Raw genomic sequence first — 22,812 nt, 5'->3', positions numbered from 1 at the left:
TTTTTTATTTCCATCTAATAGGCTCGTCTGTAATTTTATAATAAAAAAAGACAAGTAGCCAATCCGACTACTTGTCCTTTCTGTTTATCCATACCCAATAATATTAAGCTTGGAATGTTTCTGTTAATACAGGAACGATTTGTTTTTTACGAGATACAACACCTTTTAAAGTAGCCGTGTTGTTTTGTAATGTTACGTTGTATGCTTTCTCAACAACGTTTGCTTCTTTACCGATCGCAAGACCGACAGAATCGTTAGTTAAGATATCAGTTACAACGAATAAGAATAGGTCTAAACCTTTTTCTTCTACTACTGCAGAGATAACTTTTTCAAGTTCCGCTTGGTGTACAAGAACATCGTTTGTATCAACAGCGTTTACTTGTGCGATTTCAACTTTCGCGTTACCCATTTGGAATTCTTTAGCGTCAAGAGAGATTAATTGCTCCATTGTTTTTCCGCTTAAGTCAGCACCAGCTTTTAACATTTCTAAGCCGTAGCTATCTGCATCTACACCAGCGATTTCCGCTAATTCACGAGCTGCTGCTACGTCTTGTTCTGTGCAAGTTGGAGATTTGAATAGTAAAGAATCTGAAATGATTGCAGATAACATTAAACCAGCAACTTCTTTACGAATTGTAACGCCATTTTCTTTGTACATTTTGTTTAAGATTGTAGCTGTACATCCAACTGGCTCACAACGGTAGTAAATAGGATCGCTTGTTTCAAAGTTAGCAATACGGTGATGGTCAATAACTTCTAACACACGAACAGATTCGATATCGTTAGCACTTTGTTGACGCTCGTTATGGTCAACTAAAATAACGTTGTCCACTTCGTTTGCTACTGTCTCAACAAAACGCGGTCCTTCTACTTTAAAAGAGTCTAACGCAAATTGAGTTTCACCACTGATTTCGCCTAAACGTACAGGCTCAGCATTCATTCCTAATTCTTTTTTCAATTCTGCATAAGCAATCGCAGAACAAATTGCATCTGTATCTGGGTTTTTATGCCCGAAAACTAGTACTTTTTCCATGTTTTCCACCTCTTCATGAAAAGGATATCTTAAAGAAGCAAATATGACAATATTTTAGACACATTTTTTTATAAATAATTGCAGTTTCTTCTATATTTTTCATAAAAAAAATCATCTAAAATGAATTAGATGATCAAAATGTATATTTAATTTAAAATAGTGTAGGAACTTGCACTACATTGTTAAACGCAAAATTGGAATTTAAACCATTATTCACAAGGTTCACATCAATAACTTGATAAAACGCATTTCCAGTGTCTGCAATCTCCCAAACAGCTAAAATAAGATGGTAGCCACTACGATCAGTTGGTACATTTGCTTCATGCGTTACTGTTGTCCCCGGTCTAACTCCGCCATCATTTTTCACATAGAACGGCACTAAATCTAAACTAGACCTTGTTAAATGCATATTTGGATTCCAATCCTTCTTTGTAATGTAGTATTTCCATTCTTTCGTACTATGAGGAGCCGTTAGTTTCCACTTGAATGTATTCGTCCCGCCGTTTAACGTAACTTTCTTCCACCTATCTACTGATTGAGCGTCTAAAGCAGGAAAATGACCAGCACCTGCAATTTGTCCATCAGAAGGCCCTAATTGCGGAAACCCGCCTATTCCTTCTACACTTTGTGGTTCATATTGAACTGGACCGCAATTTACATTTACCCCTTGCTTACATAAATAAGATCGGCTCGCTGGTGATTCCACATACCCATGAGCTGAAGCCTTTTCTGAAAATCCAAATGTTAATAATCCCGTAAGTAATATCCCACCACTTAACATAACCTTTTTCATCTTTTGTAAACTTGTCTTTTTCATTCTTTCATCCCCTTCCCAAAAATGAAACGAAAATAACTATAGTTGCCTAGTCATCTTCTCTACATCCATTATAAGTGGAGGAGCATTACTAAAAGAACCCTCTAAAAACTTTCTCAAATTCGTTTAGCTACAAAAATATCAATTATTCTTCACATTTTAATTACCAGTTATCAAATCTATTATTTATTTTGTCGTTTTATTGTTACATACTTATAACACCGTCTGAAAATACAAACGGCGTTAAAGTGGTTAGTGATTACTTACAATTATATATCACAGTGTAGCTTTGAAAAAAGTTTGATTAAATTAACTCTATAAACCTAGATAAAATAATAAATAGAAAAAGTGGATTTTGAAAAAGATTGATCATTTCTTGATACTTGTGCCATTAAAGCGTACAATTACGAAATTGGCAAAGGTAGTCTAGTTATCAAATAGCCCTCTCCCTCTCAGGTTTGCGGAAACTGGCTCCTTTCCTATTTCACGTGCCCATATAGATAACTGGCCGATATGGTGGATTTCGTGGACAATGACATGACGTATTATCTCTCCGTGTGTACATTCAATGACTCGGCGCCTAATTGATGCGTCTCTTGAGCTAATCGGCTCTTCATTGAAGTCAGCTTTTGAAAGTTTCCGAGAATCCATTTCATTTGTCCAAGAGGTCACAAATGGCTTCACTTTCTCGTGGTATTGAGCTGAAAGATTTTTCACTTTTTGTAAACTGGCATACTCTTCAAACAATGGCTCCTCAAGCAATGATTCACCACGCAACCCTAAGATCCACATATATTCCACATCTACAATGTGAAATAGGGTATGCAGGATACTGCCGAACCCACCGACCCGTTTCTTTACTAGTTCTTCATCCGGCATGTCTTCGCACAATGTAAACCACTCATCACGAACTTGCCAGTTATATTGAAACAGTTTTAACATCACAACACCCTCCATCTTTTAGATTAACATTTAATACTCACCAAAGACTTCAACAAAATCAAAATCTAAAAAAACTGTTAAAATTCTCTACAGACTGGCCCTTTAAATTAAACATTCCAGATGAAGGTAAAGGGTCAAAAGAAAGAAACTATTATACAGGGATTTATCAAACTTTATTTTAAATTATCAATCTTTTTTTAATCAACACACAGACATAATAACAAATATGTCGTTTGAAATTATCTCCCTTTTCAAATAAAAAACTAAATCATTTTATAATAAATTACCGTTGCATCTAACTCACCATTCGGAGAAATTGCATATTCCGGTATTTTTCCAACTTCTTGATAATCTAATGATTTGTACAATCTATTGGAAGGATCTCCTTCTCTAGTATCTAACAATAAAAGAGACCTTTTTTCTTGCTTTGCCCGTTCCTCTGCTTTTTGCATAAGTGAACGTCCAATGCCATTACGTCTAAAGTTTGGATGAGTCATTAACTTACAAATTTCGGCTCTATGGATCCCATTAGGCTTTGTAACTAGATGTAATTGAATGCTTCCTGCCATTTCATTGTTTATTTTAGCAACATACAATATCACTTCTGGTGCTAATACAGTTTGCCAATAATTTGTTGCTTCTTTTTGTTCCAGTGGAGGTAAAAAACCAATTGACGCCCCATCATCTACTACAGTTTTCAAAAGTTTAAAAAGCTCTTCAATATCATTTTCTAGTTGCTTAATTTCTTCAATTACTAAATTCCGCATTACTTTTCCCCCTTTTGTTCGCTCAATATATATTTGTATATTATCACTAATTATTAGAGAAAAAATTAAAGAAGGAATAACTGAATAGTAAGATGAATTTATTTAAGATATGATTTTTTGGGGAAAGGATGACTTTATGAAATACATTTTAGACAGGACATACGCGAGAGAATTGCTGGATTGGGCATATGAACAAAACCCAGGTCCATGGTTCGAACATTCAAGTAATGTTGCCCTTGCAACTGAAAAGATAGTTGTTGAACTTATTAATAATGGGTACGACCTAGATGCTGATATAGCATACAACGCTGCCCTCCTGCATGACATAGGAAGATATAAAGGTTTTACTAAATCTGTTATTCATTCCTATGATGGTTATATGTATATGAATGATTTAGGGTATACAGGAAACGCCATTATATGTGTGACGCATTCATTTCCTTGCAAAAATGAGCATTTAGATATCGCGGCAGAGTGGAGCATTGTTCCTGATTATATGGAAAGCCGATTAATTGAAATATTGAATGAAAACAGTGACTACGACTTATACAATAAGGTGATTACCCTTTGTGACGCACTTGCTGATGCGGAAGGCTTTACTACTCTTGAAAAAAGATTGATTTCAGTTGGTTTACGTCATGGCACAACCTCTCATACTTCTTTACATTGGAAGGGATTCTATGCAATTAAGAAAGAATTAGAATCTTTAATTGGTAAGAGCATATACACACTTCTCCCTAATATAGAGATATCGATTTATAAAAATATATAATATTAAAATAAACACAACTTAAAAACGATAGAATTTGTATGTATGATTCTAAAAAACTCTTTCAAAATCGGAGGGAATAATTATTAGTAAAATGGGATTTGACTTGATAGAACATAAAGGTAACTTTGATTTTGGATATGAAGATATTGCGGGTATATCTCGGAAATGTAAATTTTCTAATTGTTCGCATACAAATGAACCACACTGTGCAGTAAAAAAAGCTATCTCTGACGGCATACTTTCTGAAGAAATATTTAATAGTTTTTATAGAGATTTAAACGAGGCACACTATGTTTCTAAACAGAGTAATAAAACAAAAGCTATCGACTATATGAAACAATTGAAACTCTTTCAAAAAAATTAGACTAAACTAGAAAGCCCCCCTTAAAAGAATATTTTAAGGAGGGCTTTTTCTTGTTTAATGACTTTGATGTTTCAATTCCACCAGACATTCTTGTACTAAGGTTACTGCCTGACTCATTGCAGCTCCCCCAGCAAACGCGGCTGAAACACCACAAGCTTCTAAAATTTCTTTATCAGAACATCCTTGGTCAATACAGCCCTTCGTATGATAAATCGTACAATATTCGTCTTGTGTTGCTAAACTAATCCCTAATGCAATGAGCTGCTTTTCTCTTTTAGTTAATGTACCCTCCTGAAAACATGCTTGTGTAAAAGCGTTATATGTTTCTGCAATTTCAGGGATTTGTTGCGTAAAATTCCCTATACCTTCTTTATAATCAAGTAATACATCATTTATAGAGCCATATTGTTGATTTTCCATCGTATATCCTCCATTCATTTTATTCACACTTACTTTAGTATGAGATAAAATGAAGGACATATACAAATATTTACTTTGAAAAATAGAAAGAATTTTCAGTTTATTTCACTTTTAAATTTGCACCTCTACAGTTTCAGCCCATTATCTACTGACACTTTTTCTTTAGAATTTTTCCTTTCAACCTCTTTACTTCTTTCTTCCCAAAATGTTAAACCTTCAATTCCCACATTTTTAGGATCAAACACTGGATCTTTCCCTTCTTTTTTCTGCGTTTCATAGTCTTTTAACACTTTTAATGCCGTTTTACTTAATAATAGAATCGCGATTAAGTTTAACCATGCCATACTACCGATTCCTAAATCTCCAAGGTTCCATAATAGCGACGCTGATTCTACGCTACCGATGTAAACCATAATTAAAAACCCAATTTTCAAAACTGGTTTTAACCAGCTATATTTGAGGTCACGATCTAAATAAGTGAGTGTCGTTTCAGCGATATAGTAGTACGCGAGTAAAGTTGTAAATGCAAAGAAGAAGATTGCGATTGAAATAAATATTGGACCAAATCCTGTCATAACAGTTTCAACTGCTTGTTGTGTATAGATTGGACCTGCATCTACATTCCCTATATTCTTTACAATAGCGCTTTTCCCTTCAGGTATTACATTATACATACCTGTTATTAATATCATAAGAGCTGTCGCTGTACATACTACAATGGTATCAATATATACAGAAAACGCTTGAACTAGCCCTTGTTTTGCAGGATGTGATACTTCAGCAGCAGCGGAGCTATATGTCGCTTCCCCAACACCAGCGACGTTTGAAAATACAGCACGCTTTACTCCCCATGCAATAGCTGCGCCGACAATGCCGCCAAACATTTCATTTACACCAAAAGCACTTGAGAAAATTAAAGCAAACATACTTGGAATTTCCGTTACATTCGCAATTAATACGATACATGTAACAATTACATAACCAATTGCCATAAATGGAACTAGCATTTGAGAAACGCCCGCAATTCTCTTTACGCCACCAAAAATGATAGCTGCTAATAATACGACTAACAATATACCAGTTATATATTTGCTAATACCATTAGAATTTTCAAATCCAACTGCGATACTACTCGATTGAATACCTGGTAATAAAACGCCATATGATAGTGTTACAACGACCGCTACAATGACCGCAAACCATTTCATTTTCAAGCCTTTCTCAATGAAATATGGCGTACCACCACGGTATTCATTGCCTACTTTACTTTTATATACTTGTGCTAATGTTGATTCAACAAATGCACTAGCTGCTCCTAATAATGCCATCACCCACATCCAAAATACAGCTCCAGGTCCGCCGAAAGCGATAGCTGTCGCTACTCCTGCGATATTACCAATTCCAACCCTACCTGATAACGCCAAACAAAATGCTTGAAAGGATGATATCCCAGTCTCCGAACTCTTCCCTTCAAATAATAGTTTAATCATCTCCTTAAAATAGCGAATTTGTAAAAAACGAGTTGCAATTGTGAAATACACTCCTGCTCCTAATGCGAAAACAACTAAGCCAATACTCCAAACTTGCCCTACTAACCATTCTACTAACTGCTCCATCCAAATCCCCCTTATAATTCTTTTGAAAAAGCAATTTTATATATAAGAAAACGGACAACTATTATTAAACCTTCCAGTTGTCCGCATCTCTCATTATTTCATCCCTCTATTTATTAACAGTTAGACTCTCTATTACTTTATATTTACCCAAACACTTTTCACTTCTGTATAGTTATCAAGGGCGTATGAACCTAATTCACGTCCGATACCAGATTGCTTATATCCACCAAATGGTGCAGCAGCATTTTCTAAGTTATAATCATTAATCCACACTGTTCCTGCCTTTAATTTATTGGCCACTTGATGCCCTGTTTTAATATTTTGTGTCCATACGCCCGCAGCAAGCCCGTAAGACGAGCGATTTGCTCTTTCAATTACTTCTTCTGTCGAATCGAACGGGAGTACAACGACAACTGGTCCGAAAATTTCTTCCTTAACGATTGTCATATCGTCTGTAACATTTGTGAATACTGTTGGCTGTACAAAATAACCTTTTTCAAATGCACGTTTACCACCAGCTGCAACAGTAGCACCTTCAGATTTTCCTTGTTCAATGTAATTTAGCACACGCTCTTGTTGTTTTTTAGATACGAGCGGTCCCATTTCAGTTTCCGCCTCCATACCTGCCCCTAGCTTCACGTCATTCGCCATTTTTACAAGTTCATTTACGACTGTTTCATAATGTTTCCGATGAACGAAAACTCGAGATCCTGCGCTACAATTTTGACCATGATTATACATAATGCCTTGGAACGCACCGTTAATCGCTTCTTCTAAGTCAGCGTCTTCTAAAATGATGTTTGGTGACTTACCACCAAGTTCTAACGTTACATGTTTAATTGTTTCTGCAGATTGACGCATAATATATTTCCCTGTAACTGTTGAACCTGTGAAAGCTACTTTATCAATATCATGATGGTTTACAATTGCCGATCCTGCTTCAGGACCGAAACCTGGTACAAAGTTTACGACACCGTTTGGAAAACCAGCTTCTTTAAAAAGCTTCGCTGTATATAGTAAAGATAAAGGTGTTTGCTCTGCTGGTTTTAATACAATCGTACAACCCGTCGCAAGAGCGGCTCCCATTTTCCAAGAAGACATAACGAGCGGAAAATTCCACGGGATAATTTGACCTACAACGCCAACCGGTTCATGGCGTGTGTAATTTAAATAGTCTTTTGAAATTGGAATGGTTTGACCAATAATTTTTGTAGCCCATCCCGCGTAATAGCGGTAATTTTCTACAGTCGCTGAAATATCATCATCAAGTGCTACTTGATATGGTTTTCCATTATCTAAAGCTTCCAGCTGTGCTAATTCTTCTCTATGCTCTTCAATTAAATCTGCTAATTTATAAATAAGGTGTGCTCTTTCAGCAGTAGTCATCTCTGCCCACGGGCCTGATTCAAAAGCAAATCTTGCCGCTTTTACTGCGACATCAACATCTTCTTCTTGCGCTTCACATACGACTGCTAGAACATCTTCTGTTGCTGGATTGTATGTTTCAAACGTCTTTCCACTTATTGAAGAAACAAATTCACCATTAATAAACATTTTAATTTCTTCATTTAAAAACGCTTTCACTTTTGGTTTCAGCTCAATGTTTGTCGTTAACATATATACTCTCCTCCTTATTTAAACAGCTGCATGAGCTGCAATTTCTAGTAGAATAGCTTGAAGCTTTTGATCTTCTTCTTCAGTTAATCCTAATCTCGGATAACGTGAAGGTCCTCCGACTTGCCCATGTAATTCCATTGAACGTTTAACGATTTGCACATACTTTCCTGATCCTTCAAGAAACTCACAAAGAGGTAAAATAGCATCGTTCATTTCCCACGCTTTTTCTAATTCACCATTTTGAAAATGCTCATACATTTTCGTAACGAGTCCTGGAACGGTATTTCCGGCTACTGAAACCCATCCCGATGCACCAACTAAATAAGATTCCATAACTAAATCTTCAGATCCGCAGAAGACTTGGAAAGCACCTTCACCTTGTCTTACTAAATCTCTCGCTTTTCGAATATCTCCGCTAGATTCTTTAATATGTGTAACATTTTCACACTCTTTTCCAATACGGAGCATTAACTCTGTGCTCATATCAACACCAGAAGTAAATGGGTTATTGTATAGCATAATTGGTATATTTACAGCGTTTGAGATTTCTTTAAAATGAAAATAAATCTCCTCTTCCTTCGGTTTACAATAGTAAGAGTTTATAATTAATGCGCAATCCGCTCCGTGCGCTTCTGCATGTTTCGTATATTCAATCGTTTCTTTCGTCGTCTCTGCAGCAGTTCCAACAATGACAGGAATACGGCTATCAACTTCTTTTAATACTGTTTCTACCATGTTAAATCGTTCTTCTTTTGATAAACTAACAAATTCCCCTGTACTTCCATTAATAATAATTCCAGCTACCTTTTGCTCAATAAAGTAGTTTACGTTTTGTTTTACGCCTTTCCAATCAATCTCTTGAAATTCATCCATCGGTGTTATTAATACTGGAAATGCCCCTTTAATTTTTTGCATCTTTATTCTCTCCCTTTAACATATTATTTTAATAAGAAACCTGTTGGAAACGGATCAGTAGGATCTAATATAAATGTTTGCATACCTGTAATAAACCCTCTACTTTCAAATCGAAAAATGTATCCGAGTTCTTCTTTTTTCACTTTTTCTACTGTTATAAAGCTATTAAAAATACTTTCATTTTTAAAAGGTTTATCCGCTATATAATCATTTTTAAATAATGTATGAACATAAGACACAATAGTAGAAACAAAACCTGGTGAACGTACTATAAAGTTATCTTCATGAAATGTAATCGACTTTATATGGTTCTTTTCTTTTTGCGTAGAATCTACTAAAATAAGTCTTTTTATAAGTGACTGTTTTTGTATAGCTTGAAGTGTAGCTTCACCCCATTTTTTTAGTTCAGAGATGTTTTCAATACAGATTTCTGGCGAATACGTATCCTTGTCTACAACTGCATATACTTTATCTGCTTGTATGAGAGCGTAACTTATATTACCAACCTTTAAATTTTCCTCAATCATATAGCATAGTTTGCTTTCAAACGAGACAGATATAACTTCATCATCCTCTACATAGGCATGGACTGAAAATATTCCAGATAGCGTTTCAATTTTGTATTGATTAGACTCTCTCTTTTTTAAATATCCACTTTCTAGTAACATCGTTATTACCGCGACAATACCTCCATAATGAAGAGGAATGGATCCTTCATGATTAAAAAATAATACAGCTGCATCCACTTCATTATGAATAGAAGGAACGACAATACATCCATTTAAGCCGATAAAACCACGTGGTTCATTTAATAAGAGTTTCATTTCTTCTGCTAAATCGCCTGAAAATTGTTCATTTAATTGCTCCAAACTGTAGTAGTATTTGCATGGTAGGTCTTTAATTACACGAAATGCTTCGCCAGCTACGTGTACGTCTACTGCTGTATACATTTTTTGAATGCTCATTTTACATCCTCCGTTTCATGTTCCATCGGCGGAATTAGCAAAAAGCCTTCTTTAAGTGGATCCTTTTCATTGTAAAAAAATCTATGCATGCCCATAAGCCAAGCTGATCCCGTAATTTTCGTTACTACAGCTTCAATATTTTCGACATATGTTGTATTCATGACACACCCTTTAAATAGAGAACCCACAATACTCTCATGAACAAATTCTTCATCGATGTCAATTTTTTTATGAGCGTATAATACAGCTAACTTCGCTGATGTTCCTGTACCACATGGAGATCGATCAATTCCCCCTGGTGGAACAACAACTGTATTTTTCACATGCGCACTTTCATGAGTAGGATCTGTGTAAAATTCAATATGTGTTAATCCTCTTATAAACGAATACTCTGGATGAATGATTTCAAATTTCTCATTAATTGTATTTCTAATATGAATCGCCTTATCAATGATTGTAGAAGCATTTTCTGGCACTAGCTCTAGACCAACTGCCTTCGCATCGATAATGGCATAAAAATTACCTCCATACGCAATATCAGCCTCTACAGTTCCAACTTCTTCGACGTGTACAGAAATATTTTTCAGTAAAAAAGCTGGTATGTTACAGAAAGAGACTTCTTTCGCTTTCCCATCTTGAACAGAAATATCTACTTCAACTAAGCCAGCTGGCGTATCTAGCTTTAAGGAAGTAATCGGTTCAACTACTGGAATTAAACCTGATTCAACTAAAGCTGTACATACACCAATTGTATCGTGGCCACACATCGGCAAATATCCACCCGTCTCTATGTATATAACACCTATATCAGCTTCAGGATGACACGGATCTGTTAATAGTGCCCCTGACATTACATCATGACCACGTGGCTCATTCATTAACAATTTACGAATCCAGTCATACTCCTTTTTCATATGTAACATCTTCTCTGCCATCGTCTCTCCAATTAACTTAGGAAGTCCGCTAATTAATGTCCTCGTTGGATTCCCGCCCGTATGTGTATCAATCGTCGTAAAGACTCTTTGTGACCTCATCCGTTTAACACCCTTTCTGTAAAACGACTCAAACGAAGTGGTTCAATAGGAATGATTGTTTCTTTTTCATTTAATAACTCTTCAATCACTTTCCCAGTAACTGCCGCAAGACTAATTCCATCACCTTCATGTCCTGCTGCAATAAAATAATTCGGAATATGTTCCACTCGTGAAATTATCGGCAAATGATCTTCTGTCCACGGGCGTAATCCAGCATATGAACGAATCACCATCATATCTGCCATTTTCGGATAAAAACGAATTGCTCTATTCGCAATACATTTAATAACCTCGTTATTTATCTTCGTATGAAAACCTACAAACTCTCTACTACTACCAATTAAAAAATTTTGGCTTTCTGTCGGTTCAAATACAAGTGCCACCCCATACTTTTCAGTTAAAGCATCCACTTTTCGTTTTCCACCAAATTTAGAAATTAAATAACCAAATTCCATTACTTTACGGCAACCTACGTGTTGTTGCCTTGAAGCTACAATAATATGCCCTTTTCTCGGTTCGATTGGGATATCCACATCTAACATCTGCCCAATTTTAGGAGCCCACACACCGGCTGCGTTTACAACTTGTTTCGCAGTAAACGTTCCATTTGTCGTTTCTACAATAAAGGAGCCGTCTATATCTCTTTTCACTTCTTTAACTTCTGTATGATTAAAAGCTTTTGTACCAAATTTCTTCGATTCTGCAAGAAGTGAAAAAGCAAGAAGATATGGATTTACAGTTGAATCCGTTGCACATTCTAAACCGCCTAATAAATCATCTGCAAAAAATGGTGATTCTTCTTTTATATCTTGCCTATCAAGCATTCGAAATGGTAAACCAGCCTCTTTTTGACGATTTACCCATTGCTGCGCTGCCTCCATCTCTTCGTCTGATTCACAAACGAGAATGCTTCCTGGCGCTCTATATTCAAATGAGTGCTCCAATTCTTCACTTAATTCAGTTACTAAATTTTGACTTACTAACGACATTTGACTATCAAACCCTGGGTCTTTATCAATCGCCAAAATGTTCCCGTCACACCGTGAAGACGTTCCACTGACAAATTCCCCTTTTTCAATGATTGTTACGTCTCTTCCGTATTTTGATGTGTAATAAGCGATAGAACATCCTATAATACCACCGCCTATTATTAAAACGTCACAGTGTCTCACATAGCACCCCTCCTTTCTCCTAAATCTCTCACTTTCTATTTATGCAATTGGTGTGCCAACTCTACATACAGAACTATTTATATGAAATAATTTTTATTTGTAAAAATATTTTAAATTTATCGTAAATAGGTGTATTATTTCTTTATCACTGTCTAAATTTTTATACATACCAGGAGGACACTATGACATTTTCATTTCCAACAATAAAAGAGTTTATAAAAATTTTATCAATTGATCGTACAAGCACCATTCAGCACATGAAACAGGAAGGTAAAAATTTTTATTACCTTCCTTCATCTACTGAAGAATGTAGTTGCGCAGTTATTTATGAAGAGGACTCTTTCACTACGTTAATCGAAGCTTTTTCTAACAATTCGGCAGTTGTAATTGTGAACGAAAATCTAGATCCTATATGCTGTGTAACTGCTCAACAAATGATTCCATTTCTTTATACGTCTTACAATGATCTACTAGCTTTTTATAACACTGTTATTCAAACGTCTGATTCTTCTGTTACAGTCATCGACGATAAAGAATGCGTTCGTACTTGGACAGATGGCGCTGAAAAGATTTTTTCAGTGAACCATAATGAAATTATCGGACAACCCATCACCCGTTTTTTTGATTATAAAGATTTAGAAATTCTGCAATCATTACATGACGGAAAAAGCATAATTGCTCAGTTCCATCAGCCACGTCCAGATTTGTTCGTATTAATTAATTCAAACCCAGTTTATTGCAACGATAAAATTATTGGAGCAGTCGTTTCAGAAACGGATGTTACAAATCAAGTCGTATTAAATGAAAAACTATTTAATATGTCGCATGAAATGCACCGTTTAGAACAAGAAGTAGCAAAATATAAAGATACATCCGATCCTTTCCTTGCGATGAATGGAAAAAGCCCTGTTATACAAAGAACGATTCAATTAGCTAGAAAGGTTTGTTCAGTGAAATCCACGGTTTTAATACTCGGAGAAAGCGGAGTTGGAAAAGAAGTGTTTGCGAAAGCGATTCATGAAGCAAGCGAAACAGCAAATGCCCCTTTCATTTCAATTAACTGCGGCGCAATCCCAGAAGCGTTATTTGAAAGTGAATTATTTGGTTACGAGCGCGGGGCGTTTTCTGGTGCAAATAGTAAAGGTAAGAAAGGTAAAATAGAACTTGCACAAGGCGGTACTTTATTCCTCGATGAAATAGGCGAAATGCCGCTCGATATGCAAGTGAAGCTTTTACGTGTACTGCAAGAACGAAAGTATTACCGAGTTGGTGGAGAAAAAGAAATCAATATTGATTTCCGCATTATCGCTGCTACAAACCGTGATTTACAAGAAGAAATGAGAAAAGGAACTTTCCGAGAAGATTTATACTATCGCTTAAATGTAGTTAGCTTGCTTATTCCACCGCTGCGCGAAAGACGAGAGGATATTATCGAATTGACGTACTACTTTTTAAACGATTTTTCAATAAACTATAACAGGCCTATTCGAGACTTACCTTCAAATATTATGCATGAACTACTTCATTACAATTGGCCTGGTAATATTCGCGAGCTCCGAAACGTAGTTGAAAGACTCGTCGTATTTGCGACAGACGGCATTATTAAACAAGAATATTTACCATTTCATACAAATGAAACTTTAGACAATCATACAGCTCAATCCCTATTACTCAGCAACAATAATACGATTCTTTCTTTACAAGAAGAAATGGATGAGCACGAGAAAAAGGTAATTGAAAGAGCTTTACGCATTTTAGATGGTAATAAATTAGAATGTGCGAAACACCTTGGCGTAACAAGGGCCACTTTATATAACCGTTTAAAAAGACTGGGGTTACAATAATCCCTCTCCTCCTCTATATTGGCATAGTTTTTGCATAATAATTTATGTAAACCGAACTAGAGGAGGAATACATATGACGAATAAAGAGAACTTAATTGTTTGTCGTTGTGAAGAAGTTACATACGGACAACTTCAATCGACAATTGCTGAATATAATTGCTCAGCTCGTGAGCTAAAACTAAGAACACGTGCTGGTATGGGTTTTTGCGGCGGTAGAACATGTAGAATGACGATAGAACGAATGGTAGAAAATGCGAATCCTAACATATCCCAAAATGAAATTCCATTAAAATATCAACCGCCAGTGCGTGCAGTTACTTTTGGAGCGGTAGGTGACAATCAATGAGTAGAATTACACATCACCCTATTTTAGGTAGTTTAAATAGTAGTCAGCGTATCAATTTTCAATTTAATGGTCAACAATATGAAGCATATGGACATGAAACGATAGCGGCTGCTCTACTTGCAAACGGAATAAGAACGTTAAGAGTGCATGAAGATAGCGGAACTCCGCGAGGTATTTATTGTAATATCGGGCATTGTTCTGAATGCCGCGTGACTGTAAACAATCAAACGAATGTACGAGCTTGCTTAACTGTAGTTGAAAACGATATGGTTGTTGAAAGCGGAAAACAACATCCAAATGTCGTGAGAGCGATGGTGAAAAAGCGATGATCGATGTAATTATTATTGGTGCAGGACCAGCAGGATTATCAGCTTCCATCTCTTGTGCACGTTTTGGACTTAACGTACTTGTTATTGATGAATTTATGAAGCCGGGCGGGAGATTGTTAGGACAGTTGCATCAAGAGCCTACTGGGGAATGGTGGAACGGAATAGAAGAATCAAAGCGCCTTCATGAAGAAGCAACATCCCTTTCAGTCGATATTCGGTGCGGTGTTTCCGTATATAACTTAGATGAAGATGAGCGGTCTTGGTTCGTGCATACAAATATCGGTACGCTAGAAGCACCGTTCGTACTAATTGCTACTGGGGCTGCGGAGTATTCTATTCCCCTACCCGGCTGGACACTTCCAGGGGTTATGTCAATTGGCGCAGCTCAAGTTATGACAAATGTTCACCGCGTTCAAGTTGGTAAAAAAGGAATCATTATCGGTGCTAATATTTTGTCATTCGCCATTTTAAACGAATTGCAATTAGCTGGAATCACAGTGGATCATATTGTACTCCCTGAAAAAAGCGAATTAAGCCAAAAGGCCGGTGAACCAGAAGAAGTTTTAAACTCACTCTTAAATGCGGCTCACCTCGCCCCATCTCCCTTCCTACGTATAGGTAGCCGTTTTATGAAATATGATTGGATTCGAAAAGCTGGATTAACATTTTATCCAAATAGCGGCATGAAAATAAACGGGACGCCGCTTCATCTTCGTAAAGCTGCACTTGAGATTATCGGAGCGGAACAAGTTGAAGGTGTTCGTGTTGCTAACATTGACTCTAAAGGGAATATTATTAACGGATCAGAAGAGATATATGAGGCGGACTTCGTTTGTATTGCCGGTGGCTTATACCCTCTTGCTGAGCTTGCCGCTGTAGCAGGATGCCCTTTCCATTACATTCCGGAATTAGGCGGCCATGTTCCACTTCATTCAGAAGAAATGGAAACCCCTCTTCCAGGTTTATTTGTAGCTGGAAATATTACTGGAATTGAAAGCGGGAAAATCGCGATGGCACAAGGAACAGTCGCTGGATATTCAATCGTGAAGCAAGCAATTCAAACATCCAATTCGGTTGAACAACACTTGCAACAAGCAATTCAAAATGTCCACACTGTGCGTCAACAAGCTGCGATTCAGTTTAATCCGATGGTTGATGTTGGTAGACAAAAGATGAATGAGATTTGGCGTGATTTTCAATCATTTGAAGAAAATCAACAAATGAAAGCGTGAAATACTAGCATATAAAAAAGGCGGTGGATTCATTTCCACCGCCTTTTTTATAATTTTTGTACTACATCTAGTATTTCTATTACGTCAATTACAGGAACCAAAGGTATTACCTATTTTTCATTCCGACTAAAACTTTCGATATCGACATCCATAAATTTATAAACATTAAAATTCCGCAAATATCAGCGACAATTACATACAATCCTATAAATTGGTTTTCAAAGTGGAACAACGGAGTGTAATAAATGGCCATAATTAAGGATATAACCATTGAAAAAAGAAGCAGTTTTTTCCTAGTTATCATATAAATACAATACAAAAACGTATAATAAGCCCAAAATTGCGCAGCATACCATGCATGAGATAGTCGAATACCTGTTTTCGTGTGCAAAGTTGTTAATACCAGTATGCATATTACAAGTAATACAATTACTGGTGCAAATCTAACAAATTGCAAAAGATTTATTAAAAAGCGTTTTTTTGAACTTAGGTGATTTGCTTCGTATTTAAACATTTGTTTCGTTATATAATGAACAAAGAATATTAATCCTACACTAATAGCTAACATAAAAAATATCATTACTACGCCTTCTTTTCTAATGTATTAATCAACTGTATTTTAAAAATCAATAGGACTTAACCTAATAAAAATTACACCATCACTCTTCTACCTCGCTTTGAATAATAAAATATTAGATTTCTGAAATATCATATCAAATATAGTTGTGATTTATTTGTCGCAATTCGTCGAATAGATAAATAAAAGTCGTTTTATGTCAAAATTATTATTTATTTGGATAGCCAACTTTGGATTAGATAGATAAAATGATGCAAATACTAAATTGAAGACACATGAAATACTGGATTTTATTCTAAAAGAAGAAACATACTAGCAATATTAATCCAAATAAAAAAACTGTTAGAGCATACAGCTCTAACAGTTTTATTGTTCATTATTATTAAATTTCGCTAATGCGTAAATGCCTTCTTCATCATCTAATTCAAGTTGCAATCTTGCTGCAAATGAATTGACGTTGTATTCTCGATCAAGCAACAAGCGTAGTGCTTCGATTAAGTTTGCTTGAATTAAAATTTGCTGGCGACCATTTACCTCTACTTCTGCAGAGAAACCGTAGTCATCATCATACATTAGTTCAACTGAAACTTCTTCTGGACCAACTTGTCTTTTTTCAGCGATATATACGCAAAGCGCATTTATAAGTTCTTGTTCAGAAATTTTTATTGTTTCCATGCTACTTCATCTGCCTTTTTCTTACGTTGATCTTTGAAGTATTTAAATGCACGAACTGCTAACATTACGATACCAGCCATTACTAGCATATTTACCATAAACGCTAATACAGAACCAAGAGCTCCCATATTTGCAAATAAGCTACCCATTAGTAAACCACCAAGACCACCTAGTAATAAGCCTTTCATAAAGCCACCTTTATTACTTTTTGGCGCTGTGTTTGTTGCTTTTGTTTTTGAATCAGTTGTCGTTTTTTGTGAATTCACATTAGAATCTTTTTTGTTTAAATCAACTTTTGACTTTTGACCTGAACTTGGTGTATATGATTTTTTACCAGATTTGTAACTTTTCGCTGCCGCATGATCTACGAACATAAAGCTACTAGCCCCAAAGATAACCATGAATGCTGTCATTACTGCTACAAGTTTTTTCAACATATTATATCCATTCTCCTTTTATATAGATATATGTGAAATCTACCTTTCTAGTAAATTCAGAATGATAGATTTATTTTAAAACCATTTTAAAGGTTCTTATGAACTTATTATATGAACTTTTGTCGAAATATGCAAGCATTATTTACTTACGACAATTTCATGACATAGGAAAAATTAAGCAAAACGGAATTGACTTTAAATGAAACAAAACATATTATAAGTTCATAAGAACTTTTTATAATTTTGGAGGTGAAAAGATGGAAACATTTCATCTCACACGAAACGAAATGGCAACCCTCCTTCTATCACTAAGAGGATGGAATACGAAAAAGCCTCTCGGTATTTTACAAGAAGCTTGGGCAAAGTCACATAAAAAAGATATTGAAAGCGGACAAAGCGTCACAGCTTTTATTACAACCGCACTTTCACCTATTTTTGAAAAACTGATTAAGATTGACGATACGGACGTCGGTTTTTCTTTAAATGAAATAGTTGCGCTTGGCAATCAGATTGAAAATACGAGCTTCTCTGTAACTGCTATGCAAAACTGGGTGAAACGAGATATAAAAGAAATGATTGGCTCCCCTCAAAAAGGGAAGAAATACTCAATCGAACAAGCAGCATTACTATTCATTGTCGAAGATTTAAAAACAGCGCTTGATTTTGAATCTATTCGCAAACTATTACGACTCATCGTAAATGACCCGGCCGATCGAAGTGATGATTTAATTAATCCTCTTCATTTATATGTAGCTTATTCTTCTTTATTTGAAGAACTGAATCAAGGGAATTGCTTACAACTAAATGCTACTGATACAATTCATACGATCGAAAATATCGTAAAAGAAAAGGCTGATAAAATAGCAAGTAAGTTCGATCAAATTAATAACGAACAACGCGAAGCAATTCGTAACGCTATTATTATCGCCACACTTTCTGTACATACCGCTTATGTACAAATGCTAGCAAAACGTTACGTTTCAGCAACGTTATTTTTACAAAATTTAGATGTGAAACCTTAAAAAACAGGAGCAGATTTGCTCCTGTTTTTTTATATCAATATATCTTTTGTACTATTAAGCTCACATGAAATTCGAAATTGCCCTTCATGAACTTTTTCGGAGACTAAAAAAGTTTTATGTAGACACCTTTATTCTCACTAATATATGAGAAATTTTTAATAATCTTTTCATTATCTCTTCATGAAAACATGGCTTATATCCTTTACTATAATACTTATGAGAGACATAAAAGAATTGAAATGGCAATCCCCTATATAAATAAGGTATAATCTACATATAGTGAACCTTTTATGTTGTTAAATAAAGGGGCTTATATTCAAAATTCATAAATTAGAAGGTGCAACAATGTTAAGTAGTTTTATTCACTCAGTATTAACATTTTTTGAAGGATTAGGTTATTGGGGCATTATGCTCGGACTTATGATTGAAATTATTCCAAGTGAGATTGTCCTTGCTTATGCCGGATACTTAGTATTCAATGGTAGTATCTCATTTGTAGGCGCAGTTATATTCGGTACAATTGGTGGTGTTATTGCCCAAATCTTTGTTTACTGGATTGGTCGATATGGTGGTCGCCCTGTATTAGAACGTTACGGTAAGTATATTTTCATACATAAAAAACAAATGGATGCTGCTGAAGATTGGTTTAATCGTTACGGAACTGGCGTAATTTTCACTGCACGTTTTATTCCTGTTGTTCGCCATGCGATTTCAATTCCTGCCGGGATTACAAAAATGCCAATTTCACGCTTCATTACTTTAACAGGACTTGCGATTATTCCTTGGTCTATCATTTTCATTTATTTAGGTGAAAAACTTGGAGAAAACTGGGGTAATATAAATGACGTTGCTGGACCATATGTGAAATCGTTCGCTGTTGGCGGGGTTGTTCTTATTATTTTATATTTCATGATAAAAAAATGGTCAAAAAAACGTAAAAAACTCGCTTAAATTTCTAAATAAAAACCGCTATTAATTCAATCGAAATTATAGCGGTTTTTATTATTAACTTGATTATCTTTTATAAATTGTATAATTTCTTCTTTATGTTTTAAATCATGTTGAATGAGTGATGAAAAATAATTGTTTAATCTCACTCTTTTCGTGCCGAATTGGTAATCATCTTTAAAATTCTGGGCAGGAATTTGATTCATTTGATCAACTAATTGTTTACGGGTGGATATAAACTGATCTATTAGTTCTTCTTTTGAAATACCGGATCTCGCATATTTTATTGCACCCTCATTCATTTCCTCAACACCTGTTGGAACATTGGGTACTGATTGTCCACTTATAAAGTATGGAATTCTAAACTTCATTAAAAACTCATCCCAAACGACTAAATGTGAAATCACATCCGCAATTCCCCATGAACCTTCTCTAAAAGGTTCAAACCATACATCACTAGTTATACACTTCAATGTTTGACACCATTCTATTAAACTTAACTTTTCTTCTAGAATACATTCCTTCTCCATAATTTATTCCTTCCTCTTCCACACTAACTATTCATTCATATTAATAACTTCTAGCTATTATATTAAAACCCTCCAGTCTAAGATTTACATGGATAAGCAACAATTCCGCCATAAAATACGTATAGTAACTCAAAAAGGAGTAATCCCCCTATGCATTGGCAGCAAAAAGTACCATACTTAATCGGACGCCCTGTTGGTGTTTCTCTTATTAATGGGCAAGGAACTTCCGGCGTTTTATGTGGCGTACAAAATAATCAATTATTTGTTTATGAATACCTTTACCAAGCTCAGTTCGCCATGAAACATTATGATTTTAGACAAATTCAAGATATACACGCCTTTCCAAATTGCCCACACCAAAATCCTTTATACTAAAAAACAGGAACGGCTTAATTGCCATTCCTGTTTCTAAGTTGTTATTTCTCAGAGTAAAACTTCTGCACTGCTTCATCAAAATAAATCCAGCCTTTCCAGCCTAAATGAATCGTATCTTTTAAGAAATACTTATCATATTCATGGCTAGAAAAATCGACTACTGGGTATCCCGCTTTCTCGACTTGCTCGCGAACCTTATTATAATACACATCACGACGTTCTTTCGGGAAACCAGCGTAATCATACCACGGTCCGTTTACAGGCACAGAAATAAAGAGTGGTTTTATATTTTTTTCTTTGAAAAGATCTAAAACAATTTGTAAGTCATCATATTCTGGTGAATCATCATACGATTCATTTGCTCTAAAGTTTTTTAAACCTTTTAATTTTTTCTTTAAATTATGTTTATAGTAATACGGATTTTCAATTCCGAATGTATTTGTTGTGGATCCCACTTTACCTTCTTGCTCCGCATGTTTACGTGCATCTTCCCAAGAAAGCGAACGTAATCCCATATTCGTTTTCTCTTTCATCGGTTCGATCTTAAATAGAGAGTTAAATAAATCTCGATGATCTAAAATGTTCCGATACATATACGCTAGCGGTTTAGCTAATCCACCTTTTATGTTATGTTTTGTATCGTTATATACAATACTTTCTAGCGAACTACTTAATATCGCATCTTTACGAACAACTTTGTAATCTAATAAACGCTTCGCGATTTTTTTCTTCATTTCAGGATTTATTTCGTCATTAAAAATAAAGTGATAGGCTTGTTGTTTAGAGAAATTATTTGTAAAATCCCCTTGTGATACACCGGTTTTTGTAAACCATTGTGGTGAAAGAACAAAGACTACCTTTTTACCTTCTAATTCATCCATTGTAGACGTCATATTTAAAATATGAGCCAAGCTTTGCGTACCACCAGTCCCTATTAAAAATGGAGTAAAGCCTGCCGGATTTACTTTAAAATAATTAGACGGATGATATGCATCCATTCGTAAAAATTCTGATGAACCATACATCGGTAAATACTGCGAATTCTCTAACATTTTTTGCTGTAAAAAAACACTTTGTAATTTCTCTTTTTGCAAGGAAGTTGCCGCATCTTCAACTTTCTTATCGCTAATAAGTGATATTAAACTTTTAGATGGGATAAGCAGTACAATGAAAAAGAGTAGACACGCTAAAATAATAGGGCCAAAAGCATGCTTCATCTTCATCTGCTATTCCTCTTTCTAGTACTATTAAATTGTAACCCTTGTTTTTGACACGTCATCATTTCTCTCCTTTTTCTCTATACATGTTCCATTCTATTTATCTATTATTTACATGTATGTATTCCCTTTCTTTGGACTATTAAGTTATATACTTATAGAGCACGAAAGTGTTTCCAAAGAAACATGTTAATTATACAAGATTCTACATAAATTTCACACTGGAATTTTAGTAATAATTTTATTTTTAAGCAGTGAAAAAACACATAAAATGTCTATAATTCATCCGATGATGTATTAAGTTCAAAATATGATAATAAACGCCCACCATGATCAACATCTTGAGTATATGTAAAGCCTAGCTTTCGTAAAAGTTTTTTCGAATTCTCATTAGCTACTTTAACCCTAGCAATTATTCTTTTTAAATTCATCGTCTCTGTTGCATATTGAATGGAAGCTTCTGCTGCTTCTGCTGCTTCTGATGCATATCCATTCCTCCAATACTCTGGATCAAGGAGATACATAATTTCTGTTTCCCCTGTTTCATTTACCTTTCTTAAACCACAATGTCCTAATAGCTGGCCTGTTTCATTTTTGAATAACAGCCATACACCAAAATCATACTGTTCCCAATGCAATATAAGTTGACTCATATAATCTTTAGTTTCATTTATTGACATACCTCTTGATTTAGCAAGCCATTGACCAACCGCTTCTTTTTTTAATATGTTATACAATTGATCAACATCTTCTATATTCGGTTTTCTCATCACCAATCTTTTCGTATGTATTACTTTCCCCTTTACAAATACAGACATAGTGCCCCTCCTAATACTGTTTATAGACTAC

26 protein-coding genes are annotated in these 22,812 nt (G+C 35.3%); 9 read left to right on the top strand and 17 right to left on the bottom strand.

What is annotated here, in order from left to right; translation table 11 throughout:
• Positions 1 to 103: 103 nt before the first annotated feature.
• The 4 genes from ppaC to B5P42_RS18545 form a co-directional block, all read right to left on the bottom strand.
• The gene (gene ppaC / locus B5P42_RS18560) at positions 104 to 1,033 is read right to left on the bottom strand and encodes a manganese-dependent inorganic pyrophosphatase (protein ID WP_113734879.1); all 930 of its coding nucleotides are present in this window, start codon (positions 1,031 to 1,033) and stop codon (positions 104 to 106) included.
• A 151-nt stretch (positions 1,034 to 1,184) separates the two neighbouring features.
• Positions 1,185 to 1,850 (bottom strand): lytic polysaccharide monooxygenase, encoded by a 666-nt coding sequence (locus B5P42_RS18555; protein ID WP_113734878.1) that lies wholly within the window; start codon positions 1,848 to 1,850, stop codon positions 1,185 to 1,187.
• 423 nt (positions 1,851 to 2,273) lie between these two features.
• Positions 2,274 to 2,789, bottom strand: coding sequence for a DinB family protein (locus B5P42_RS18550; RefSeq protein ID WP_113734877.1), 516 nt, complete (start codon positions 2,787 to 2,789; stop codon positions 2,274 to 2,276).
• A gap of 263 nt (positions 2,790 to 3,052) precedes the next feature.
• Positions 3,053 to 3,556: a GNAT family N-acetyltransferase gene (locus B5P42_RS18545; RefSeq protein WP_113734876.1), complete on the bottom strand. Its 504-nt coding sequence runs from the start codon at positions 3,554 to 3,556 to the stop codon at positions 3,053 to 3,055.
• Positions 3,557 to 3,692: 136 nt separating this feature from the next.
• Here B5P42_RS18545 and B5P42_RS18540 point away from each other — a divergent pair, with 136 nt between their 5' ends.
• Both B5P42_RS18540 and B5P42_RS18535 read left to right on the top strand, forming a co-directional pair.
• Positions 3,693 to 4,328 (top strand): HD domain-containing protein, encoded by a 636-nt coding sequence (locus tag B5P42_RS18540; RefSeq protein ID WP_113735052.1) that lies wholly within the window; start codon positions 3,693 to 3,695, stop codon positions 4,326 to 4,328.
• A gap of 91 nt (positions 4,329 to 4,419) precedes the next feature.
• On the top strand, positions 4,420 to 4,692 hold the full coding sequence (locus B5P42_RS18535; protein ID WP_002012986.1) for a P-loop NTPase family protein: 273 nt from the start codon (positions 4,420 to 4,422) through the stop codon (positions 4,690 to 4,692).
• A gap of 54 nt (positions 4,693 to 4,746) precedes the next feature.
• Here B5P42_RS18535 and B5P42_RS18530 read toward each other — a convergent pair whose 3' ends face one another.
• From B5P42_RS18530 to B5P42_RS18500, 7 genes are all read right to left on the bottom strand, one after another.
• Positions 4,747 to 5,112 (bottom strand): carboxymuconolactone decarboxylase family protein, encoded by a 366-nt coding sequence (locus B5P42_RS18530; protein WP_002085063.1) that lies wholly within the window; start codon positions 5,110 to 5,112, stop codon positions 4,747 to 4,749.
• Positions 5,113 to 5,237: 125 nt separating this feature from the next.
• A complete protein-coding gene (locus tag B5P42_RS18525; RefSeq protein WP_002012982.1) occupies positions 5,238 to 6,728 on the bottom strand; it encodes an alanine/glycine:cation symporter family protein in 1,491 nt (496 codons plus the stop codon).
• Positions 6,729 to 6,860: 132 nt separating this feature from the next.
• Positions 6,861 to 8,345, bottom strand: a complete 1,485-nt coding sequence (locus tag B5P42_RS18520; protein ID WP_061675061.1) for an aldehyde dehydrogenase family protein — start codon at positions 8,343 to 8,345, stop codon at positions 6,861 to 6,863.
• An 18-nt stretch (positions 8,346 to 8,363) separates the two neighbouring features.
• Positions 8,364 to 9,260 carry a 4-hydroxy-tetrahydrodipicolinate synthase gene (gene dapA / locus B5P42_RS18515; RefSeq protein WP_113734875.1) on the bottom strand — a complete coding sequence of 299 codons (897 nt, stop codon included), beginning with the start codon at positions 9,258 to 9,260 and terminating at the stop codon, positions 8,364 to 8,366.
• Between the two features lie 23 nt (positions 9,261 to 9,283).
• Positions 9,284 to 10,225, bottom strand: a complete 942-nt coding sequence (locus tag B5P42_RS18510) for a proline racemase family protein (RefSeq protein ID WP_113734874.1) — start codon at positions 10,223 to 10,225, stop codon at positions 9,284 to 9,286.
• Positions 10,222 to 11,259 (bottom strand): proline racemase family protein, encoded by a 1,038-nt coding sequence (locus tag B5P42_RS18505; protein WP_113734873.1) that lies wholly within the window; start codon positions 11,257 to 11,259, stop codon positions 10,222 to 10,224. Before B5P42_RS18505 ends, B5P42_RS18510 begins: the two co-directional genes overlap by 4 nt.
• Positions 11,256 to 12,431 carry an NAD(P)/FAD-dependent oxidoreductase gene (locus tag B5P42_RS18500; RefSeq protein ID WP_113734872.1) on the bottom strand — a complete coding sequence of 392 codons (1,176 nt, stop codon included), beginning with the start codon at positions 12,429 to 12,431 and terminating at the stop codon, positions 11,256 to 11,258. Before B5P42_RS18500 ends, B5P42_RS18505 begins: the two co-directional genes overlap by 4 nt.
• Positions 12,432 to 12,613: 182 nt before the next feature.
• On the opposite strand from B5P42_RS18500, the gene B5P42_RS18495 reads away from it, so the two are divergent.
• The 4 genes from B5P42_RS18495 (at position 12,614) to B5P42_RS18480 (ending at position 16,182) form a co-directional block, all read left to right on the top strand.
• Positions 12,614 to 14,275 carry a sigma-54 interaction domain-containing protein gene (locus B5P42_RS18495; RefSeq protein ID WP_113734871.1) on the top strand — a complete coding sequence of 554 codons (1,662 nt, stop codon included), beginning with the start codon at positions 12,614 to 12,616 and terminating at the stop codon, positions 14,273 to 14,275.
• Positions 14,276 to 14,348: 73 nt separating this feature from the next.
• Positions 14,349 to 14,621, top strand: coding sequence for a (2Fe-2S)-binding protein (locus B5P42_RS18490; protein WP_002012972.1), 273 nt, complete (start codon positions 14,349 to 14,351; stop codon positions 14,619 to 14,621).
• Positions 14,618 to 14,950 carry a (2Fe-2S)-binding protein gene (locus B5P42_RS18485; protein WP_113734870.1) on the top strand — a complete coding sequence of 111 codons (333 nt, stop codon included), beginning with the start codon at positions 14,618 to 14,620 and terminating at the stop codon, positions 14,948 to 14,950. The genes B5P42_RS18490 and B5P42_RS18485 overlap by 4 nt, the downstream gene beginning before the upstream one ends.
• Complete coding sequence (locus B5P42_RS18480) at positions 14,947 to 16,182, top strand: NAD(P)/FAD-dependent oxidoreductase (protein WP_113734869.1); 1,236 nt, start codon at positions 14,947 to 14,949, stop codon at positions 16,180 to 16,182. The genes B5P42_RS18485 and B5P42_RS18480 overlap by 4 nt, the downstream gene beginning before the upstream one ends.
• Before the next feature lie 106 nt (positions 16,183 to 16,288).
• On the opposite strand, the gene B5P42_RS18475 is transcribed toward B5P42_RS18480, so the two are convergent.
• From B5P42_RS18475 to B5P42_RS18465, 3 genes are all read right to left on the bottom strand, one after another.
• Positions 16,289 to 16,762 carry a hypothetical protein gene (locus tag B5P42_RS18475; RefSeq protein ID WP_070143396.1) on the bottom strand — a complete coding sequence of 158 codons (474 nt, stop codon included), beginning with the start codon at positions 16,760 to 16,762 and terminating at the stop codon, positions 16,289 to 16,291.
• Between the two features lie 363 nt (positions 16,763 to 17,125).
• The gene (locus B5P42_RS18470) at positions 17,126 to 17,434 is read right to left on the bottom strand and encodes a YxcD family protein (protein WP_000447767.1); all 309 of its coding nucleotides are present in this window, start codon (positions 17,432 to 17,434) and stop codon (positions 17,126 to 17,128) included.
• Positions 17,422 to 17,871 (bottom strand): hypothetical protein, encoded by a 450-nt coding sequence (locus tag B5P42_RS18465; RefSeq protein ID WP_002032604.1) that lies wholly within the window; start codon positions 17,869 to 17,871, stop codon positions 17,422 to 17,424. Before B5P42_RS18465 ends, B5P42_RS18470 begins: the two co-directional genes overlap by 13 nt.
• Positions 17,872 to 18,128: 257 nt before the next feature.
• Between B5P42_RS18465 and B5P42_RS18460 the strand changes: the two genes are divergently transcribed.
• Positions 18,129 to 18,893: a DUF1836 domain-containing protein gene (locus B5P42_RS18460; RefSeq protein WP_113710029.1), complete on the top strand. Its 765-nt coding sequence runs from the start codon at positions 18,129 to 18,131 to the stop codon at positions 18,891 to 18,893.
• A 345-nt stretch (positions 18,894 to 19,238) separates the two neighbouring features.
• A complete protein-coding gene (gene uptA, locus B5P42_RS18455) occupies positions 19,239 to 19,844 on the top strand; it encodes an undecaprenyl phosphate transporter UptA (protein WP_113734868.1) in 606 nt (201 codons plus the stop codon).
• 26 nt (positions 19,845 to 19,870) lie between these two features.
• Here the strand turns inward: uptA and B5P42_RS18450 are convergent, their stop codons facing one another.
• On the bottom strand, positions 19,871 to 20,371 hold the full coding sequence (locus B5P42_RS18450; protein WP_113734867.1) for a DinB family protein: 501 nt from the start codon (positions 20,369 to 20,371) through the stop codon (positions 19,871 to 19,873).
• 150 nt (positions 20,372 to 20,521) lie between these two features.
• On the opposite strand from B5P42_RS18450, the gene B5P42_RS18445 reads away from it, so the two are divergent.
• Positions 20,522 to 20,746 carry a hypothetical protein gene (locus B5P42_RS18445; RefSeq protein WP_002032598.1) on the top strand — a complete coding sequence of 75 codons (225 nt, stop codon included), beginning with the start codon at positions 20,522 to 20,524 and terminating at the stop codon, positions 20,744 to 20,746.
• A 41-nt stretch (positions 20,747 to 20,787) separates the two neighbouring features.
• Here the strand turns inward: B5P42_RS18445 and dltD are convergent, their stop codons facing one another.
• Both dltD and B5P42_RS18435 read right to left on the bottom strand, forming a co-directional pair.
• Complete coding sequence (gene dltD / locus B5P42_RS18440; protein ID WP_113734866.1) at positions 20,788 to 21,969, bottom strand: D-alanyl-lipoteichoic acid biosynthesis protein DltD; 1,182 nt, start codon at positions 21,967 to 21,969, stop codon at positions 20,788 to 20,790.
• A 269-nt stretch (positions 21,970 to 22,238) separates the two neighbouring features.
• Positions 22,239 to 22,781, bottom strand: coding sequence for a GNAT family N-acetyltransferase (locus B5P42_RS18435; protein ID WP_113734865.1), 543 nt, complete (start codon positions 22,779 to 22,781; stop codon positions 22,239 to 22,241).
• Positions 22,782 to 22,812: the final 31 nt, after the last annotated feature.

Origin of the sequence: Bacillus sp. SRB_331, assembly GCF_003264175.1 — a bacterium.
Taxonomy (GTDB): Bacteria; Bacillota; Bacilli; order Bacillales; family Bacillaceae_G; genus Bacillus_A; species Bacillus_A mycoides.
The sequence above is the reverse complement of the archived record's forward strand: the minus strand, read 5'-3'. Positions and strand labels throughout refer to the sequence as shown.

What these genes read in the sequence shown, in the direction of transcription:
- B5P42_RS18510 (WP_113734874.1), bottom strand. Translation starts at nt 10,225, where the DNA reads ATGAGCATTCAAAAAATGTATACAGCAGTAGACGTACACGTAGCTGGC.
- B5P42_RS18445 (WP_002032598.1), top strand. Translation starts at nt 20,522, where the DNA reads ATGCATTGGCAGCAAAAAGTACCATACTTAATCGGACGCCCTGTTGGT.
- B5P42_RS18535 (WP_002012986.1), top strand. Translation starts at nt 4,420, where the DNA reads ATGGGATTTGACTTGATAGAACATAAAGGTAACTTTGATTTTGGATAT.
- B5P42_RS18520 (WP_061675061.1), bottom strand. Translation starts at nt 8,345, where the DNA reads ATGTTAACGACAAACATTGAGCTGAAACCAAAAGTGAAAGCGTTTTTA.
- B5P42_RS18495 (WP_113734871.1), top strand. Translation starts at nt 12,614, where the DNA reads ATGACATTTTCATTTCCAACAATAAAAGAGTTTATAAAAATTTTATCA.
- B5P42_RS18460 (WP_113710029.1), top strand. Translation starts at nt 18,129, where the DNA reads ATGGAAACATTTCATCTCACACGAAACGAAATGGCAACCCTCCTTCTA.
- B5P42_RS18480 (WP_113734869.1), top strand. Translation starts at nt 14,947, where the DNA reads ATGATCGATGTAATTATTATTGGTGCAGGACCAGCAGGATTATCAGCT.
- B5P42_RS18475 (WP_070143396.1), bottom strand. Translation starts at nt 16,762, where the DNA reads ATGATATTTTTTATGTTAGCTATTAGTGTAGGATTAATATTCTTTGTT.
- B5P42_RS18555 (WP_113734878.1), bottom strand. Translation starts at nt 1,850, where the DNA reads ATGAAAAAGACAAGTTTACAAAAGATGAAAAAGGTTATGTTAAGTGGT.
- B5P42_RS18450 (WP_113734867.1), bottom strand. Translation starts at nt 20,371, where the DNA reads ATGGAGAAGGAATGTATTCTAGAAGAAAAGTTAAGTTTAATAGAATGG.
- uptA (WP_113734868.1), top strand. Translation starts at nt 19,239, where the DNA reads ATGTTAAGTAGTTTTATTCACTCAGTATTAACATTTTTTGAAGGATTA.
- B5P42_RS18485 (WP_113734870.1), top strand. Translation starts at nt 14,618, where the DNA reads ATGAGTAGAATTACACATCACCCTATTTTAGGTAGTTTAAATAGTAGT.
- B5P42_RS18550 (WP_113734877.1), bottom strand. Translation starts at nt 2,789, where the DNA reads ATGTTAAAACTGTTTCAATATAACTGGCAAGTTCGTGATGAGTGGTTT.
- B5P42_RS18530 (WP_002085063.1), bottom strand. Translation starts at nt 5,112, where the DNA reads ATGGAAAATCAACAATATGGCTCTATAAATGATGTATTACTTGATTAT.
- B5P42_RS18435 (WP_113734865.1), bottom strand. Translation starts at nt 22,781, where the DNA reads ATGTCTGTATTTGTAAAGGGGAAAGTAATACATACGAAAAGATTGGTG.
- B5P42_RS18505 (WP_113734873.1), bottom strand. Translation starts at nt 11,259, where the DNA reads ATGAGGTCACAAAGAGTCTTTACGACGATTGATACACATACGGGCGGG.
- B5P42_RS18490 (WP_002012972.1), top strand. Translation starts at nt 14,349, where the DNA reads ATGACGAATAAAGAGAACTTAATTGTTTGTCGTTGTGAAGAAGTTACA.
- B5P42_RS18540 (WP_113735052.1), top strand. Translation starts at nt 3,693, where the DNA reads ATGAAATACATTTTAGACAGGACATACGCGAGAGAATTGCTGGATTGG.
- ppaC (WP_113734879.1), bottom strand. Translation starts at nt 1,033, where the DNA reads ATGGAAAAAGTACTAGTTTTCGGGCATAAAAACCCAGATACAGATGCA.
- B5P42_RS18465 (WP_002032604.1), bottom strand. Translation starts at nt 17,871, where the DNA reads ATGTTGAAAAAACTTGTAGCAGTAATGACAGCATTCATGGTTATCTTT.
- dltD (WP_113734866.1), bottom strand. Translation starts at nt 21,969, where the DNA reads ATGAAGATGAAGCATGCTTTTGGCCCTATTATTTTAGCGTGTCTACTC.
- B5P42_RS18525 (WP_002012982.1), bottom strand. Translation starts at nt 6,728, where the DNA reads ATGGAGCAGTTAGTAGAATGGTTAGTAGGGCAAGTTTGGAGTATTGGC.
- dapA (WP_113734875.1), bottom strand. Translation starts at nt 9,260, where the DNA reads ATGCAAAAAATTAAAGGGGCATTTCCAGTATTAATAACACCGATGGAT.
- B5P42_RS18470 (WP_000447767.1), bottom strand. Translation starts at nt 17,434, where the DNA reads ATGGAAACAATAAAAATTTCTGAACAAGAACTTATAAATGCGCTTTGC.
- B5P42_RS18545 (WP_113734876.1), bottom strand. Translation starts at nt 3,556, where the DNA reads ATGCGGAATTTAGTAATTGAAGAAATTAAGCAACTAGAAAATGATATT.